General features: G+C 42.9%; 17 protein-coding genes and 3 pseudogenes. 13 read left to right on the top strand and 7 right to left on the bottom strand.

Annotated features, from left to right (window positions below; translation table 11 throughout):
- Positions 1 to 196: 196 nt before the first annotated feature.
- Positions 197 to 745 (top strand): hypothetical protein, encoded by a 549-nt coding sequence (locus tag FKV70_RS00790; protein WP_142611512.1) that lies wholly within the window; start codon positions 197 to 199, stop codon positions 743 to 745.
- Between the two features lie 43 nt (positions 746 to 788).
- The gene (locus FKV70_RS00795) at positions 789 to 1,466 is read left to right on the top strand and encodes a vWA domain-containing protein (RefSeq protein WP_142611513.1); all 678 of its coding nucleotides are present in this window, start codon (positions 789 to 791) and stop codon (positions 1,464 to 1,466) included.
- Positions 1,467 to 1,779: 313 nt separating this feature from the next.
- Here the strand turns inward: FKV70_RS00795 and FKV70_RS00800 are convergent, their stop codons facing one another.
- The 4 genes from FKV70_RS00800 to FKV70_RS00815 all read right to left on the bottom strand — a co-directional run bounded on the left by FKV70_RS00800 (position 1,780) and on the right by FKV70_RS00815 (position 5,888).
- Positions 1,780 to 2,160, bottom strand: a complete 381-nt coding sequence (locus FKV70_RS00800; protein ID WP_142611514.1) for a DUF3899 domain-containing protein — start codon at positions 2,158 to 2,160, stop codon at positions 1,780 to 1,782.
- Positions 2,160 to 3,803 carry a peptide ABC transporter substrate-binding protein gene (locus tag FKV70_RS00805; RefSeq protein WP_142611515.1) on the bottom strand — a complete coding sequence of 548 codons (1,644 nt, stop codon included), beginning with the start codon at positions 3,801 to 3,803 and terminating at the stop codon, positions 2,160 to 2,162. The genes FKV70_RS00800 and FKV70_RS00805 overlap by 1 nt, the downstream gene beginning before the upstream one ends.
- Before the next feature lie 206 nt (positions 3,804 to 4,009).
- A complete protein-coding gene (locus tag FKV70_RS00810; RefSeq protein WP_142611516.1) occupies positions 4,010 to 4,960 on the bottom strand; it encodes an ABC transporter permease in 951 nt (316 codons plus the stop codon).
- A gap of 1 nt (position 4,961) precedes the next feature.
- A complete protein-coding gene (locus FKV70_RS00815) occupies positions 4,962 to 5,888 on the bottom strand; it encodes an ABC transporter permease (RefSeq protein WP_142611517.1) in 927 nt (308 codons plus the stop codon).
- Between the two features lie 321 nt (positions 5,889 to 6,209).
- Between FKV70_RS00815 and FKV70_RS00820 the strand changes: the two genes are divergently transcribed.
- Genes FKV70_RS00820 through FKV70_RS00830 form a run of 3 tightly spaced genes read left to right on the top strand, consistent with a single transcriptional unit; the run spans position 6,210 to position 8,444 of the window.
- Positions 6,210 to 6,977: an amino acid ABC transporter substrate-binding protein gene (locus FKV70_RS00820; protein ID WP_142611518.1), complete on the top strand. Its 768-nt coding sequence runs from the start codon at positions 6,210 to 6,212 to the stop codon at positions 6,975 to 6,977.
- A gap of 40 nt (positions 6,978 to 7,017) precedes the next feature.
- Positions 7,018 to 7,677 (top strand): amino acid ABC transporter permease, encoded by a 660-nt coding sequence (locus FKV70_RS00825; RefSeq protein WP_017426315.1) that lies wholly within the window; start codon positions 7,018 to 7,020, stop codon positions 7,675 to 7,677.
- 14 nt (positions 7,678 to 7,691) lie between these two features.
- Positions 7,692 to 8,444 (top strand): amino acid ABC transporter ATP-binding protein, encoded by a 753-nt coding sequence (locus FKV70_RS00830; protein WP_063210847.1) that lies wholly within the window; start codon positions 7,692 to 7,694, stop codon positions 8,442 to 8,444.
- Positions 8,445 to 8,784: 340 nt separating this feature from the next.
- Here FKV70_RS00830 and FKV70_RS00835 read toward each other — a convergent pair whose 3' ends face one another.
- On the bottom strand, positions 8,785 to 9,057 hold the full coding sequence (locus FKV70_RS00835) for a DUF6809 family protein (protein ID WP_142611519.1): 273 nt from the start codon (positions 9,055 to 9,057) through the stop codon (positions 8,785 to 8,787).
- Positions 9,058 to 9,296: 239 nt separating this feature from the next.
- Between FKV70_RS00835 and FKV70_RS00840 the strand changes: the two genes are divergently transcribed.
- Entirely contained in the window at positions 9,297 to 9,497 is a 201-nt protein-coding gene (locus tag FKV70_RS00840) for a helix-turn-helix domain-containing protein (RefSeq protein ID WP_142611520.1), read from the top strand.
- A 153-nt stretch (positions 9,498 to 9,650) separates the two neighbouring features.
- On the opposite strand, the pseudogene FKV70_RS00845 reads toward FKV70_RS00840, so the two are convergent.
- Positions 9,651 to 9,827, bottom strand: a pseudogene (locus FKV70_RS00845) (helix-turn-helix domain-containing protein); the annotation flags it as partial.
- Between FKV70_RS00845 and FKV70_RS00850 the strand changes: the two are divergent.
- Together FKV70_RS00850 and FKV70_RS00855 are read left to right on the top strand one after the other, a co-directional pair.
- Positions 9,824 to 9,994, top strand: a pseudogene (locus tag FKV70_RS00850) (tRNA-binding protein); the annotation flags it as partial. The pseudogenes FKV70_RS00845 and FKV70_RS00850 overlap by 4 nt on opposite strands.
- Positions 9,995 to 10,100: 106 nt before the next feature.
- Positions 10,101 to 10,574 carry a DinB family protein gene (locus FKV70_RS00855; protein WP_142611521.1) on the top strand — a complete coding sequence of 158 codons (474 nt, stop codon included), beginning with the start codon at positions 10,101 to 10,103 and terminating at the stop codon, positions 10,572 to 10,574.
- 131 nt (positions 10,575 to 10,705) lie between these two features.
- Here the strand turns inward: FKV70_RS00855 and FKV70_RS00860 are convergent, their stop codons facing one another.
- A complete protein-coding gene (locus FKV70_RS00860) occupies positions 10,706 to 11,644 on the bottom strand; it encodes a DMT family transporter (RefSeq protein ID WP_142611522.1) in 939 nt (312 codons plus the stop codon).
- A 109-nt stretch (positions 11,645 to 11,753) separates the two neighbouring features.
- Between FKV70_RS00860 and FKV70_RS00865 the strand changes: the two genes are divergently transcribed.
- From FKV70_RS00865 to FKV70_RS00885, 5 genes and pseudogenes are all read left to right on the top strand, one after another.
- A complete protein-coding gene (locus FKV70_RS00865; RefSeq protein WP_142611523.1) occupies positions 11,754 to 12,641 on the top strand; it encodes an AraC family transcriptional regulator in 888 nt (295 codons plus the stop codon).
- A 170-nt stretch (positions 12,642 to 12,811) separates the two neighbouring features.
- Positions 12,812 to 13,405, top strand: coding sequence for a Crp/Fnr family transcriptional regulator (locus FKV70_RS00870; protein ID WP_142611524.1), 594 nt, complete (start codon positions 12,812 to 12,814; stop codon positions 13,403 to 13,405).
- A gap of 3 nt (positions 13,406 to 13,408) precedes the next feature.
- Positions 13,409 to 14,389, top strand: coding sequence for an aldo/keto reductase (locus FKV70_RS00875; RefSeq protein ID WP_244310601.1), 981 nt, complete (start codon positions 13,409 to 13,411; stop codon positions 14,387 to 14,389).
- A 20-nt stretch (positions 14,390 to 14,409) separates the two neighbouring features.
- Positions 14,410 to 15,099 (top strand): annotated as a pseudogene (locus FKV70_RS00880) (MFS transporter); the annotation flags it as partial.
- Positions 15,100 to 15,222: 123 nt separating this feature from the next.
- Complete coding sequence (locus FKV70_RS00885) at positions 15,223 to 15,678, top strand: DinB family protein (RefSeq protein WP_142611526.1); 456 nt, start codon at positions 15,223 to 15,225, stop codon at positions 15,676 to 15,678.
- The last annotated feature ends 303 nt before the right edge of the window (positions 15,679 to 15,981 follow it).

Consider the following 15,981-nt stretch of genomic DNA (forward strand, 5'->3'; position numbering starts at 1 on the left):
ACTGACAAAGGAGAGAATGAGCGTATAATGTCCTTTATCTTGGGCTGTGTCATTGTCTATTTGCTGGTGGCTGCCAGTAGCGAAAAAGCAGATTCCATTGCGGAGTTAAATGATTCTGTGAAATAAATTTTTTTATTGAAAATCATGCATTTTCTGATAGGATAGAGTTAAATATTGGAATCCCAAAGGAGAATGCATGCTGGAATTTTCATTTGAAATCATTGACGAATCGAAAATCAACATTGTATATCAGTATGGAAGCAGCAGCTTCAATTTTAATTTATTTTTTAACTACGGTGTGTGGACGCTGCATCCTTTTGACGGGATTCTGCTGCAGAACAAGGAAATGTGCCGTCTGATCGTTACAGATCTGTTAAAGAATAAAGATTTTCATGTCATGCTGGCACGCGAAAATATTTTATTGTCCACCCTGCGTACGTCGATTGATCTCAATCCTGAAACTCGGAGAGCGCGATACCTGGAACAGGAAGTTGATGAGATGTCTGAATTTGCTGAGACACATAGCTTTGAAGATGTGCTGCAAATCGAGCAGGATTCGATCCACGAGCGTATAGACTTTTTCCAAAACATTATCCAAAGGATGTATATGGAAGGATTCGGTCCGGAGGATAATGATTTTAACAAGGTGCAAGCGATCCTCCGCATTTATAAGACTGCACATGACCAACTTGGAGAATTGAGCGACTATCCTCTCAGAGGCGACGATCGGCGACGCAGATGGTAGATTAGACGGACTAGTGAAAACATCATAGAGGAGCGTGGGGAACATGAGCGGTATTTCTTTACTTAAAAAGAATGCGCAATTGGTACTGACTAAAAAGAATCTAACAAATGTGACCGCAAGAGTTGGATTAGTGCTCGATATTTCTGGATCTATGAGAAGTTTGTACAAAAATGGAACCGTCCAAAAAGTGTTGGAGAGAATTGTTGCTGTAGCAAGTTCTTTGGATGATGATGGGGTACTGGATGTGTGGGTGTATGATCACCGTTTTTCACGGTTGCCAGCCGTTACCGAAAATGACGTTGACAACTATGTTGAAAAACATATTTTGTCCAATGATTATTTGCCCAAGTTTGGTAGAAATGATGAGCCTCCAGTGATGCGCGATGTCATTGCCAAGTACACTAAGGAAGAAACCTCTTCAGATCCGGCTTTTGTTATTTTTATTAATGATGGCGGTGTGAAGCGTGGCAAAGGGGATAACATTGACAACGCGGTCATTGATTCATCAGGAGAGCCAATTTTTTGGCAATTTATCGGTGTGGGTGAATCCGACTTTGGCGTATTAAAGAAGCTAGACAACATAGAAGGCCGTGTGGTAGATAACGCTAATTTCTTTCAAATACAAGATATTGAATCAATGGAAGACAATCAACTATACGAACTATTACTTAACGAGTTCCCGTCATGGCTGCAAGAAGCGAAGGAAAAGCGCATTTATTAAGGCTAATAAGTCTTGTAGTACTATGAGAAACTTTTCAAAGTTATATAGAAAATGAAAAAAGAGAGAGCTCCGCTAGCAAACGCTTTGCGGAACTCTCTCTTTTCATATTACCAATCACTAAAACGTATAGAAGCTCTATTGGCGGTTGCTAGCGGAGCGGGCAGAATTGTTCTGGAGAAGCGAAGCGTTCGCTTTTGTCCCCGGATTTTAACCTTTACAGGTTTTAGTTTAATAGAAATCCGGGGGCGGTGGCGATCGGAGGAACAATCTGCACGCGCAGCGTCCACCAACCGCAAGAAAGCTTCTCATTTCCTTAACTCATCCCCATTAATACCACTGAGCAAAGTATAAGTCCCGCCCCGCACCCCGAGGTATATACCTTGAGGTGGCGGAACATGGATGTTTTCCAGGCTGACAGGGATTCATCGGAACGCAAACGTTCATTTTCCTCCTGTAATGCCTTGGATTGACGAATGAACAACTGCCCGATGTCGGCAAATCCCCGCAGGAAGAGGGTGAGGAAGCCACTTTGCAGAACATGGAAGATCGCACCGATCACCAAGCCTAGCAACCCTAATAGAAATAGTAGATTCGCGGTAGCCAGGTTTTCACGACCATAGATGAGATGAGGCGCGGCATATAAAAATCCTAAGGTACCAACAATCAGGGCAGTGATTCCAAAACGTAAAATCATTATTTTTCGACCCGTTTTGCAAAACGTAAATCTGGGTTCGAACGAGCATCAAATACGATCCCTTGAATTTTAGGACTGATTAATGCTGTATCCGCAGAGAACTGAATCGGAATAATCGGCAGATCATCCATCAATACGTCTTCCGCCTGATGAAGCTGTTCAAAGCGTTTTGCCGGATCAAGCTCAAAGGTTGAGGATTCGATCAGCTTGTCGTACTCTGGATTGCTCCAGTTGGTAAAGTTGTTCGAATTTTTGGAAGTATAATGCCCCAATACGCCAAGTGGATCAAGGAAGTTTCCTTCCCAGCCCATACGAGCAATCTGGAAGTTCTTTTGCTTAAAGGTATCAATATATGTTTTCCATTCCTGATTCTCCAGCGTCACTTCAATCCCCAAATTCGTTTTCAGCATTTCCTGAATGGCTTCAGCTACTTTTTTATGCTTGTCCGACGTGTTGTATTTAAAGGTGATCGGAGGCAGCTTGGTCAAACCTTCTTCTTTTAGACCTTCAGCCAGCAATTGCTTTGCTTTGGCCGCATCAAATTCATAGTATTTTTTCGGTGCTTCATCACGGAAGTCCTTGCCGGAAGGTGTTGTTGTCCCGTATGGAACATATCCGTATGCTGGAGTTTCGCCGCCTTTGGTTACGTTGGTAGCCAGGGCTTCACGGTCAATGGCGTAGGCAATGGCCTGTCTGATTTTTTTATTGTCAAAAGGTTTTTGTTTTACGTTGAAAGAATACGTGTACACACTAAAAGACGGATGCGATAGGAATTCCTTGTTGCTCTTTTCTTGATCCAGTGTATCTACGGGAAGGCTCAAGATCAGATCCAAATCGCCTGTTTTGTACATTTGATAATAGGTTGTGGAGTCTTGAACCATTTTAAAGTTAATCGTTGCCATTGTAATGGCATCTTTGTTCCAGTATTGATCGTTTTTCGCCAGCGTAATTTGCTCGTTATGCTTCCATTCCTTAGCTACATACGCGCCGTTGCCGACAATTGTGTTAGCTTCAGCTGCCCATTTGTCGTTTTTCTCTACCACAGCTTGGTTCACAGGTAAATAGGCGTGACCCACAGCAATTGTTGGGAAGAAGCTCAGCGGTGATTTTAGCTCAACGACAAGCGTTTTATCATCTTTAGCTGTAACACCTACATCTTCGATTTTACCCTTGCCTGTGTTATACGCTTCAGCACCTTTAATGTAGTAGAGAGCAGAAGGATCGTAGGCAGCCGTTTTCGGATTCAGTACCCGTTTCCAGGAGTATTCAAAGTCCTTAGCCGTCAGCGGGTCACCATTCGACCATTTTGCACCGTCACGAATGGTAAAGGTGTACGTTTTGCCGTCAGGAGATACGTCTACTTTACTGGCAGCACCTTCTACGATTTTACCGGCTTTGTCGTATGTATACAGCCCTTCATACAGGTTATCAATGACAAAATAGGACGTTGTATCTGATGCGAATGCAGGGTCAAGTGTATAAGGCTCGCCACCTGCCAGATTGGCTGTAATTTCTTGCGGGACATCTGCTTGAGACGCAGCGGACGAATCGTTGCTTGCTGTCTTGTCCGCAGTGCCAGAGCATCCTGCCAAAGCCGTTACAGCCAAAAGTAAGATGATTGTCATCCAATGCATTTTTTTCATCGTCGTTTTCCTCCATCGCTTATGGTTAGTTATCGAAAAAATAAAGTACACCGTACCGGGAGCTATTCATCCTCCTTTCCGGCAGGTATGCCGCGTGTGCGCACCACCTTAAAGGAATTGCCGTTTTTTCTGCGGTTCGGCGAGAAGCTGTAGAAGCTGCGGACCATAGTGACACCCCTTTCTTGTCCAATTGGATATCTCTGTTGTTAATGCTGTGAACGCGGATCAAGTGCATCCTGAAGCCCGTCTCCAAGTGTGTTGAATGCCAGCATGGTGAGAGAAATCATCAGTCCAGGGAAGAATAAGCGCCACCATTGACCGCTTAAAATAACGCCGAGTGAATCGTTAGCCATCGTCCCCCAGCTTGCCGAAGGAGATTGAATCCCCAGACCGAGAAAACTCAGGAACGATTCGGCAAAGATAGCCGACGGAATAGTGAACGTCAGGTTCACAATAATGATGGCCGCTGCATTCGGCAGCAGATGCCTGAAAATAATGCGTGAATGAGATGTCCCCAGGCTGCGGGCGGCCAGCACGTACTCCTGCTGCTTGAGCTGTAGGATTTGCCCGCGTACGACCCGGGCCATACCGACCCATCCGGTAATAGATAAAGCAATAATCATCGTGAGCAGGCCGGGCTTCATAATGACAAGCAGCAGAATGATAACCAGCAGATAAGGAATGCTGTACAAGATTTCAATAATACGCATCAGGACATTGTCGATTCGGTCGCCCATTTTCCCATGGCCCGCACAATAACCAGCTACACAGCCGACGAAAATGCCAAGCACCAAATCAATGGCAGCAGCAGCAAAACCAATCATAAGTGAGATTCTGGCCCCAGCCCATGTCCGTGCCCATACGTCCCTCCCCAGATCATCTGTGCCAAACCAATGTTCTTTCGAAGGAGAGAGATTCGTCTTCAAAAGGGATTGATCACTGGGTGCATAAGGGACCATGGAAGGCCCGACAATCGCCAGCACCATAATAATGATAAGTAGGGAAAGCCCCAACAGAGCAAGCTTGTTGTTGAAAAGTCTGCGAAGCCGATCCCGCCATGGTGACTCTTGGGGTCTGGTTAATGCGGGGGTGGGCATCTGACTGCGGTCTACAAGACTAAACAGGCTGTCTTTTTCGACAGTAGGTGCTGCTTTCATGTTAATCTCCTTTGCTGACTAATTTGATTCGCGGATCGACAAGGCGATAGGAAATATCAATTAAAAACAAAGTGACGACCAGAATGGCACTGTAGAAAATGGTCGTACCCATAATGACTGGATAATCCCGGTTAAAAATACTGTCTACGAAATATTTACCGATGCCTGGAATAGCGAATATTTTTTCGACGACAAAAGTACCTGTAATCACAGAAGCGAATAGTGGTCCGATAAAGGACAGCACCGGAATCAATGCATTACGTAGACCGTGACGAATAACCACTGCCCAGGAGGACAAGCCTTTTGCTTTGGCGGTGCGTATGAATTCCTCATGCATGACTTCCAGCATACTTGTCCGCATAAAACGGGCAATAACGGCAAGAGGTGAAACGGTGAGAGCTAGCGATGGAAGCACTGTATGCTGCCAGGTTCCCCATGAGGCGACTGGAAGCAGATGCCATTTGACGGCAACATACTTGATTAACAGTGGTGCCAATATGAAGCTGGGTACAGAAATACCAACAATGGCAATAAACATCGAGATATAATCCAGTGGTCGATTATGGTGTAAAGCAGCCAATGTTCCGAGCGAAATACCGGCTACGATCGCAACCACGATGGATTGAATGCCCAGCAGTGCAGAAGGTGGAAAGCCTCTGGCGATAAGCATATTTACATCTGTTGTTTTCGATTGAATAGACGGCCCCATATCCAGCACGAGCAGATTTTTGAGATACAATACATACTGCACAGCGAGCGGTTTGTCCAGATTGTACCGAGCACGCATGTTTTGCAATACGGTCTCTGGAATGGTCTTGGAATCGTTCGAGAACGGATCTCCCGGAATGATGTGCATGATAATAAACGTTAAAGTGACGATAATCCATAACGTAATGAGCATCGTGAAAAGACGTTTTAAAATGTACATGGGACATTATTTCTCCTGTCTATCAAGCTGATTTACATTCTATTGCTGCCAAATTCCCCGAAATGTATAAAAGCATATAAGAATACTAGGAAAAATAATAAAACGGATAAGCTAACATGTCAAGGTAAGGTTTTACATTATAGAACACAGGTCAAATTTTCGTCACAAGTTTTCCATTTTTATAAGAATAAGATTCCGCTGATTCCTCTCGACGAGTATCCTGTGGTATGGTATGATGATACTCTGATAACGTGTTAACGAACTAAAGCGTTTGCCGCCTATTCTTAAATACGGGGGTCACCATTGTTGGAGGGGAATAAAATGAGAAAAGCAGCCATGTTTACGATGATGATTGGGTTGATTATGATCGTGCTGGCCGGATGTTCCGGCGGTAAGGATAACAGCAAGTTGATTATTGGAATTGATGATAAATTCGCGCCGATGGGCTTTAGAGATGAAAATAACGAGTTAACCGGTTTTGATATTGATTATGCGAAGGCGGCCGGGGAACAAATGGGCAAACAAGTGGAATTTCAGCCGATTGACTGGTCTGCCAAAGAATCCGAGCTGAACAGTGGACGTATTGATCTCATTTGGAATGGATACACCATTACGGATGAGCGTAAGGAAAAGGTGCTGTTCACGAAGCCATATCTGAAAAATAGTCAGGTAATTGTTGTTCCGGCTGCCTCCAGTCTTTCCAAGCTGGCTGATCTGACGGGCAAAACGGTGGGACTTCAAACGTTGTCCTCAGCAGCCGATGCATTGGATGCGAATCCGATTAAAAGTAAATTGAAGTCAGTGTCCGAGTATCCGGACAACGTTCTCGCTTTGACAGACTTGAAAACCGGTCGCCTAGATGCTGTTGTCATTGACGAGGTTGTTGCCAAGTATTATATGTCTAAGGAACCAGGGACGTATAAGCTGCTTGATGAATCACTGGCTCCTGAGGAATACGGCATTGGCGTGAAAAAAGGGAACGAAGAGCTGTTGACGCAACTGCAATCTGCTTTGGGTGAGCTGCATAAGAACGGAAAAGCGGCTGAGATTTCAAAAAAATGGTTCGGTGAAGATAAAGTATTAAATTAATACGTAATGTATTGAACTAAGGGTTTAGGAGTCGAAGGTTATGAGTATGGAATATATTTTACGAATTATGAAGCCTATGCTTGAAGGGGCACAGATGACGGTTATTTTATTTTTCATTACGCTCATCTTGTCTATTCCGCTGGGATTTATCGTTACGCTGCTGGCTAAAAGTCGGTTTAAACCTATTGCCTGGCTGATGCACACGTACATTTATGTTATAAGGGGTACGCCGCTTTTGCTGCAATTATTGTTCTTTTGCTTTGGTTTGCCGATGTTGCCTGTTATTGGGGAATATCTGGTACTTGACCGGACAACGGCAGCGGTACTGGCGTTTGTACTGAATTATGCGGCTTATTTTGCAGAAATTTTTAGAGGCGGGATGTTGTCGATTGATAAAGGGCAATACGAAGCCTCGCAAGTGCTGGGCCTAAGCAAGTCGCAAACGCTGATTAGAGTCATTGTGCCGCAAATGGTACGGATTGCTTTGCCTGCGGTAACCAATGAAGCGACAACCCTGGTGAAAGATACGGCTTTGCTGTATGCGGTAGCGGTACCGGAACTTCTGCATTTTGCGAATACAGCTGTAAACCGCGATTTTACGATTGTGCCTTATGTTGTAGCAGCAGTTATTTATTTGTTGATGGCTTTGGTGCTTACCATATTCTTTAGGGCGCTGGAAAAACGTTTTAAATTTGAGTAAAAGGAATGTCGGATATGAACACAAACGCAATAGAAGTAACCGATTTGAAAAAATCGTTCGGCCAGCTCGACGTTCTGAAAAGAGTGAGCTTTAATGTTAAGGCGGGCGAGGTTGTAGCTGTCATCGGTCCTTCAGGTTCAGGGAAAAGTACCATGCTCCGTAGTTTGGTACACCTGGAAGATGTGACGGGCGGGACGATTCGCATCCATGATAAGGCACTGGTGGAAAACGGTCAGTACGCTTCGGCAGGTGATATTAAGAGTATTACTACCGGGATGGGCATGGTATTTCAGCATTTTAATCTGTTTCCTCATTTGACGGTGCAGGATAATCTGGAACTGGCTCCAAAGCTGGTGAAAAAGGTGAGCAAGGCTGAGCTGCGGCGCCAGAGCACCGAGTTGCTGGCTAAAGTCGGCTTGGCGGATAAAGCTGATGCGTATCCGTCCCGATTGTCGGGGGGCCAGAAGCAACGTGTGGCGATTGCCCGGGCAATGATGATGAACCCTGATATTTTGCTATTCGACGAGCCGACCTCAGCCCTTGATCCCGAGCTGACAGGCGAGGTGCTGCGAGTGATCAAAAAGCTGGCTGAGGAGCACATGACGATGGTCATCGTGACCCATGAAATGAATTTCGCGAGAGATGTGGCGGATCGCGTTATTTTTATGGACAACGGAGAAATTGCAGAGTCTGGTACACCGGAGCAGATTTTTGGCAATCCGCAGCTGGAGCGGACGAAGGTGTTTTTGAATCGGGTGGGGGATTAAAAACATAGTTGTTCCGAGGGGAGGCGCTGCGCGTGCAGATTATTCTTCCGATCGCTGTTACAACGGGATTTTATCATTTATATGACACCTGGTAAGGTTAAAATCCCGTTGCAAAGGCGAACGCTCCGCTTCTTCAGAACAATTCTGCCCGCTCCGCTCACCGACCACCTGTATAGGTACTATGTTTTTAAGCAGGAAGTGTGAGTAGGAATAAGAGAAAGGGAGATGGCAAAGCGCCATCTCCCTTTTGTAGTTGCAGGGCGTGCTGTAAACTGGGCTTATTTAAGCTGATAAAGTGCTCTTTTCTCCATCATTTTCCTTATCGTTTATGACCAGCAACTCATTCTTTCTCACTGCTAAATACTTCAATCATCGTTAATGCCCCCGTCCGATAACCGTGGGTGAACGCTGCTGCGGAGTGCAGGGAAGTTGACTCGCTTAATAAATCAAACATGACTTCAATTTGCTCAAAATCGACTGCTGGTAATTTATTTTTCAACATTTCCATAAGATCGCTAATTTTTTGATTCACTTTTTGAGATTCAGGGTCGGTTGACTTTACTTGTTCACTGGGACGCCAGTTCCCATAATAATAAATATCCTCCAAAATCATTTTTTTATCCTGCCTCCTATGAATACTGTTGTGTTAAGTCTTTGTTATCACGTAAATCTATCATCCAAGCAAAGTTTACTACATATGGAAGATACATATTGATATCTATGCGTTATTCGCATAAAACTTTTTTAGTATACAGGCTGAGTTAAAAATGTACATGCGGTGCCACTACGCGGTCGTATTTCTTAATCAAGCTAAAAAGTTTGAAATTCGGGCACAAAGGTGAATGTTATCGCTTGAACAGCACTATTCTGTCCGCTTCGATTCTTGTTCGACTTGGTGCTGACTTCTTACAAATCTCACAAACAACCTATTCCCGATATGAAAATGGAAACCTGGACATCCCAAGTGTTGTCTTGATCAAATTGGCGGATTTCCACAAGGTGAGTATCGACTTTATTCTTGGTCAGACAGATAATCCTGAACGTTACAGGTAAAAGGTATTACATTCACAATAAAGCTCCCGTGATGATTCACAGGAGCTTTGTCGATTGCCTATCTAACGGTATAATGTAGCCCATTCACATAAAGTTCTCTCTTTTTGCAGTTGCAGAGTATACTAATAGATCTAATATCAACAACTTCAATTCTTAATTCATGAATTCATTTCTAAATTTGCGGAATTCTTTAGGTGTTTTATTATAACGTTTTTTAAACGACTGAATGAAGTGATTTACGTGATTGAAGCCCGCTCTGTGGGCTATTTCAGTTATGGTATATTGCGTTGAGGTTAGTAATTCACTACTTTTCTTGATGCGGTATTGTAGCTGAAGAGATGATAGGGGAACAAATCATAGCTGTAGTCAACTTTCCTCCTCGACGAATAGCAGGCTTTAAGTCAGAGGTATTAGTCCTTGGCGGAATACCCGAAAAGGGGGACGTGGTTTTGTTGAAACCAGATATTAAATTACCTGATGGAACGCCCATCGGATGATAAATCGTTCCTATTTCATCTGTATCCTTTTCATAAAAGAAGGTAATGGGTTGCAAGTATAGAATTAATACCTATAGGAAACTACTAAATTTTGGAGGTTGGTAGCATGTCTGTAGTAGCTCAGTATCTTCAGGAATGGCTAAGGCACAGATTGGTGTTGCAAGAATTGGTTGAAGTGATTCCGGATGAACATATTGACTTTAAACCCTGGGACAATGCGATGCCTATGGGTTCCCTAATTGTTCATATAGCCAGTTCTATGGAAATGTTCGTGAAAACCGTTAAAAATGGTACCTTCACTCCACCGGCAAAGATAGACCAATATCACACAATAGCCGATATACGCAGCATAGTCGATCAATTGACAGAGGAAACAATCCGAGAATTGAAGGAATTAAATGCTCAACACCTAGAAAAGGAGATTGAATTTAAAAACTTCCTTGGCACGGGGAGCTTCTGGCTATCTACGGCGAAAGACCATGAGATTCACCATAAAGGCCAATTATTTACGTATGTACGAATGGTTGGAGTACAAAATATACCTTTTATGATTATGCAACCTCCCCAAAAAACAAATTAACGTTCGGATGTATTATTAAACGAAACCCAAACCGTAGCTTCACCAATATAATGAGACGGCAGCCATTGTAACGGCTGTCGTCTTCTCAATTAACGAGCAGTACTATCCTAATGCCTACCCGTAAAATTTACTCACTCTGAAAGCGGGCTATCTTCTTTTGATTGGTTATTTGAAGAAGGCTTTTTATTGAATGCCAATAACAAGATCAGTCCGATGATACATAATACACCCATCCATTGGAAGAAGCCAAAAGGCTCTTTTAACCAAAACACAGTTGTTAGAACAGCAGCTAACGGTTCCAAACTACTTAGAAAGCTTGTTTCTTTTGGTGATAGACTTTGTAAACTTTCTATATAGAACCAAAATGCGATCATTGTACCGAATATAATAACGAATGCTAGGTATAAATAGGTTTCTGGTGTCAAGCTTTTAAAATCGATTTGCCAAGGTGGATGGATCAAGCTTAATCCCAAACCGCCAATGACCATAGCCCAACCCACAATAACCAGGGAATCGTATTGCTTCAGAAGAGGTATTGCGTATAAGGTATAAAAAGCCAGGGCTATTGCTGATAAGATACCCCAAACGATTGCGATCTTCGGAACGGATAGTTGAGAAATAGAGCCATTTGTTAACAAGAAAAAGCACCCCACTAAAGCCAGGAAAATAGCTGTCAGATCCTTTCGGGTGAAGACAATGTGCTTTCGCAGAACTAAATAGATGATAATCATTACAGGTGCTAAATACTGTAATAGTGTCGCAACAGCAGCATTACCACTTTGGATGGATGCCATATACGTATATTGAACCGCTAGCATACCCACCAAACCGTAGACAATGAGTTGAAAAGCGGTCCTTCTATTTTTCCATACAGCCCATATTTGAGAACGTTCCTTTACCAAAAATTGCACGGCCAACAGTAAAACACCAGCCATGAGCAAACGTATCGTTACAAGCCAATTGACATCGATTTGTTGAAAGAGTTTTTTGGCAACGGTCCCACTGACACCCCAAAATATAGCTCCTGTGATCACAAGAAGTAATCCTGTTCTTCTAGCTGATTTGTTCATGAATATTCTCCACCTTGAGATATAATAATAGTGTTATAATAGGTGAAATTTTTTTCGAATAATACTTGAATATGATAAAAAAATATAAATATATTGAGGTTGTGATGATTTGCAAATAAAAAATTTCATGGTTGACCAAAACCTAAAAGAACTAACTGAGCACCGGACAGTCGTACTGCCGGTTGCGTGTTATGAAACAACGATTAGCCAAAATATACATGGACATATACCTCTTCATTGGCATGATGAAATTCAATTTGTTCTGGTTGTAAAAGGGGAAGCCATCTTTCAAATAAATGAAGACAAACAAATCGTACGACAAGGTGATGGCTTATTCATAAATAGTGGCTGCCTACACATGGCGGAAGATCAGAATGAATCGGGTTGTGTGTATATCTGTTTAAACGCTTCTCCTCATTACGTTTTATCACCAGAACTTTACAGCCCCTATGTAGCCCCTTATATTCAAGCAACTAACTTACCTTATGTATATATAGATTCTAATGAGCTCTGGGGGAAAAACATCTTAGATGCCATTTTGAAAATCAATCAATGTATTCAACAAAAATCACCATACTTTGAGATGGATATTACCATGCATTTAACAATGATCTGGAAAAACTTGGTCACGAATGGCTTTAAATTAGAATATGACCAGACGGAAATGGTAAAGAGTCAGCGGATCAAGCAAATGTTAAATTGGATCTATTTGCATTACGCTGAAAAAGTCACATTAGATGATATTGCGAAAGCTGGTCAATTGAGCCGTTCTGAATGCTGCCGATATTTCAAACGAGTGTTAAAGATAACTCCGCTGAATTATGTCATGGATTATCGGATTCAAAAAAGCTTGGTCTTATTGCAACAAGCAGAATCTAACGTTACAGAAGTTGCCTATAAGGTCGGATTTAATAGTACCAGCTATTTTATAGAAAGATTCAGAAAAGCGATGAACATGACACCGTTAGCCTACAAAAAATGTAAAATGGATGATTGATAACCTATGGATGAACGCTGCTGCGGAGTGTAGGAAAGTGGGCTTGCTTAATATACATATTATTATCTTTTGTTAATTACAAGGTGTGAGTATGGAAATATAATCTAGACAGATGTTGTAGAATTCTGAATGCAACCAAATATAAAGTATGGGAGTGAAGGAGGAAACAGATGGAGGATGAATTCGCTCAAATCCAATATTCAATTGAACTGCTTATGCAGGATAAGCTGCCACAAGAGGTCGTTAACCATGCAATGAATGAGTTTACAAAAAAGAAAATTGCTAAAGGAGATTTATTAGTTCATCAGGGAGTTGTACAAAAAGAAATATATTTTGTTATCTCCGGTTTATTAAGAAGCTTTTATATCGATGTTAATGGGGATGATATCACAAGATTTTTTTCAAAAGAGGGTTCAGTGCTTTGTTATGAAATATTGTTTGATCATAAACCTTCAAACCGTTGTATCGAGGCTTTGGAGGATAGTGTCGTTATGTCCATGTCATGTAATGATTTCAAAAAATTAATAGAGAATCATATATATTGCATGAAAGCTTATACAAAATTATTGGAACGTAAGTTGGAATATAAAATTCAAAGAGAGAGCAGTTTTTTATTAAAAAGTGCAACGGAGAGGTATTTGGATTTTAGAAAAGGGTATCCCCAATTGGAGAAGCGTATCAATCTAGCCTATGTCGCCTCTTATATCGGAATTACACCCGTGTCGTTGAGCAGAATCAGAAGAGCGATTGCGGAGGAGATTTAAAATTTGGAAAGCGAGGAGTTCATCATGAAATATGTAACCATGAAAAACGACAAAATACCGGCTATTGCACTGGGAACGTGGTCATGGGGCACAGGTGTTAACGGTGGAGACCGGGTTTTTGGAAATAACTATACTGCGGAGGACTTGAGACCTGTTTATGAAAAAGCCGTTAAACATGGTTTTACCTTATGGGATACTGCAGCCGTATATGGTTATGGCGCATCGGAAACCATTTTAGGCCATTTCATTAAGGAAGAACAAGATATATTGATTTCTACAAAGTTCACACCCTTCGATGGCCAAGAGCAAAACATGAGGAAGTCATTAAAGGAAAGTATGGAGAGACTTTGTAGGGAAAATATTGACCTTTATTGGATTCACAATCCCCGGAATGTTGAAAAATGGATACAAGAAATCATCCCCCTTGCAAAGGAAAATAAGATTAAACACATCGGGGTATCTAATCATAACTTGGATGAATTGAAATTGGCTGTTAGCATTCTGGAAAATGAGGGTTTGGAACTTGCAGCCGTTCAAAATCACTATAGCTTATTGTATAGGGAATCAGAAGAAGCAGGTATTATCGATTGGTGTAACGATAATCATATCGTTTTCTTCTCTTATATGGTTCTGGAACAAGGAGCACTAACAGGCAAATATAATGCTAATCATCCGTTCCAAAGCAATACAAGAAGAGGAGAAGCCTTTAGTATAGAAACCCTGAGAAAACTTCAAAATTTAATCAATGTTATGAGCGAGATTGGGGACAAATATAAAGTTGGACCGGCCCCCGTAGCAATGGCTTGGTCCCTTGTAAAGGGGACTGTACCCATTATAGGAGTTACCAAAGAAGCACATATTGACGATGCATTAACTGCTATAACTCTTACACTAGAAAAAAAGGACATTCATGATTTAGAACACGCTGCTATGGAGACAGGTATATCCGTTAGGGGCGCATGGGAAAAAAGTATAAAAAAATAATTTTGCGGTTTATAATGATGGTTTTGATTGCCCTGCTTACCCTTGTTTTGTCGCGTGTGCTTCCACAACGGAAACCGACACCTACATTAAATTATCGACAATTGATTCTATCGCTTGGCTTCCTATTTGTCCGTACACCCGTTCTACGTCGCCGCGCTTTCTATCAAGCTTGTCTGTTTGGCGCCTTTAGCTTGTTCTGGACCGTTATTCCTCTGCATCTGGCGGATCACTTTGGCCTCTCGCAGCAGGGGATTGCCTGGTTTGCCTTAGCTGGTGTGGGTGGCGCTATTGCCGCACCTATTTGTGGCCGATTAGCCGACAAAGGCTGGACCCGGGCTTTGACCGGCACATTCCTGGTGGTGGCTGTTTTTTCCTTCCTGCTTGCCGTACTGGTAAAAGGTCATTCTGTTGTGGGTTTACTGCTGATGGTTGTCGCTGCAATTACACTGGATATGGCTGTTTCGGGCAATCTGGTATTGGGTCAACGCGCTATTTATTCGATTGGCAAAGAATCAAGAGGACGCTTGAATGGACTGTTCATGTCATTATTTTTCTTGGGCGGGGCAGCTGGCTCTTCCTTGGGTGGCTGGGCATACGCTCAAGGTGGCTGGCAGACTGCAGCTGGTTTGGGTACAGTTCTCCCGGCTCTGGTCCTGCTGTACTTTCTGACCGAACGAAAGCCCGTTTTTAGCAAACTCAAACAAAGCTAAAAGTTGTATGCCTCCCGGGGGGAACACGACGTCGCTTTATCAGGTAATTAAAAGTTTGAAGTCGTTAAACTAACGCGATACATTAGGTATAAGTAATTGATGAAAAGAAGAGGGGAGAGCGAAATGAAGACAATCAAGTGCATGATGGACCACCTATACTGGGCGGACGGACGCATCTTGGACGCGCTCGAGGAGAGTAAGACGAAAAACAAGAACCTTCTGAAGCTGGTTCGGCACGTTGCGGTCGCGGAACGAGTCTGGCTGGACCGATTGCAGGGCAAGGGTAGCGCGCAATATTCGTTGTGGGAGGAAACGGAAGACCTGACGGCGATCCGGGCGATGTTCGAAGAAAACGCCGAGCAATATCGCATCTATATCGAAGGGCTCAAGGAATTCGAACTGGATGAGATGATTGACTATGAGAACCAGAGCGGGGGGGCGTTCCGAACGTCCGCCCGGGACATTCTGTTGCAGGTCCTCTTACATGGGCAATATCACCGAGGACAGATCAACCGGGCACTTCGGATTGAATCGGCTGAGCCTGCTCAAGTTGATTACATCACGTTCACGAGACTCTAACGGGCCTAATAACCACCATAAAATCTAAAGTTGTAGGTGAATTATGGTTTATAATGGAGATGGAGATGTTATAAAAGAAGACCCGGGTTAGAGGAGAGATAGATCATGACGGGTTCAAACTTCATTGGCATGCTTCCCGACATCGAGGAGGGGCGGCGAAGGGGATCACCGGCCGCTCGTACAACGAATATTCGATATGGAGCCGTTGGATGGGAAAATGCTTAAAGGTCTAAATGAAGAATTGGAACTCGCTGATCTTGAAGAGGACATCCAGGAAATAGGATATCCAGTAAAAAGGGAAGA

The organism is Paenibacillus ottowii, assembly GCF_006874425.1.
In the GTDB taxonomy this organism is placed as follows: Bacteria; Bacillota; Bacilli; order Paenibacillales; family Paenibacillaceae; genus Paenibacillus; species Paenibacillus ottowii.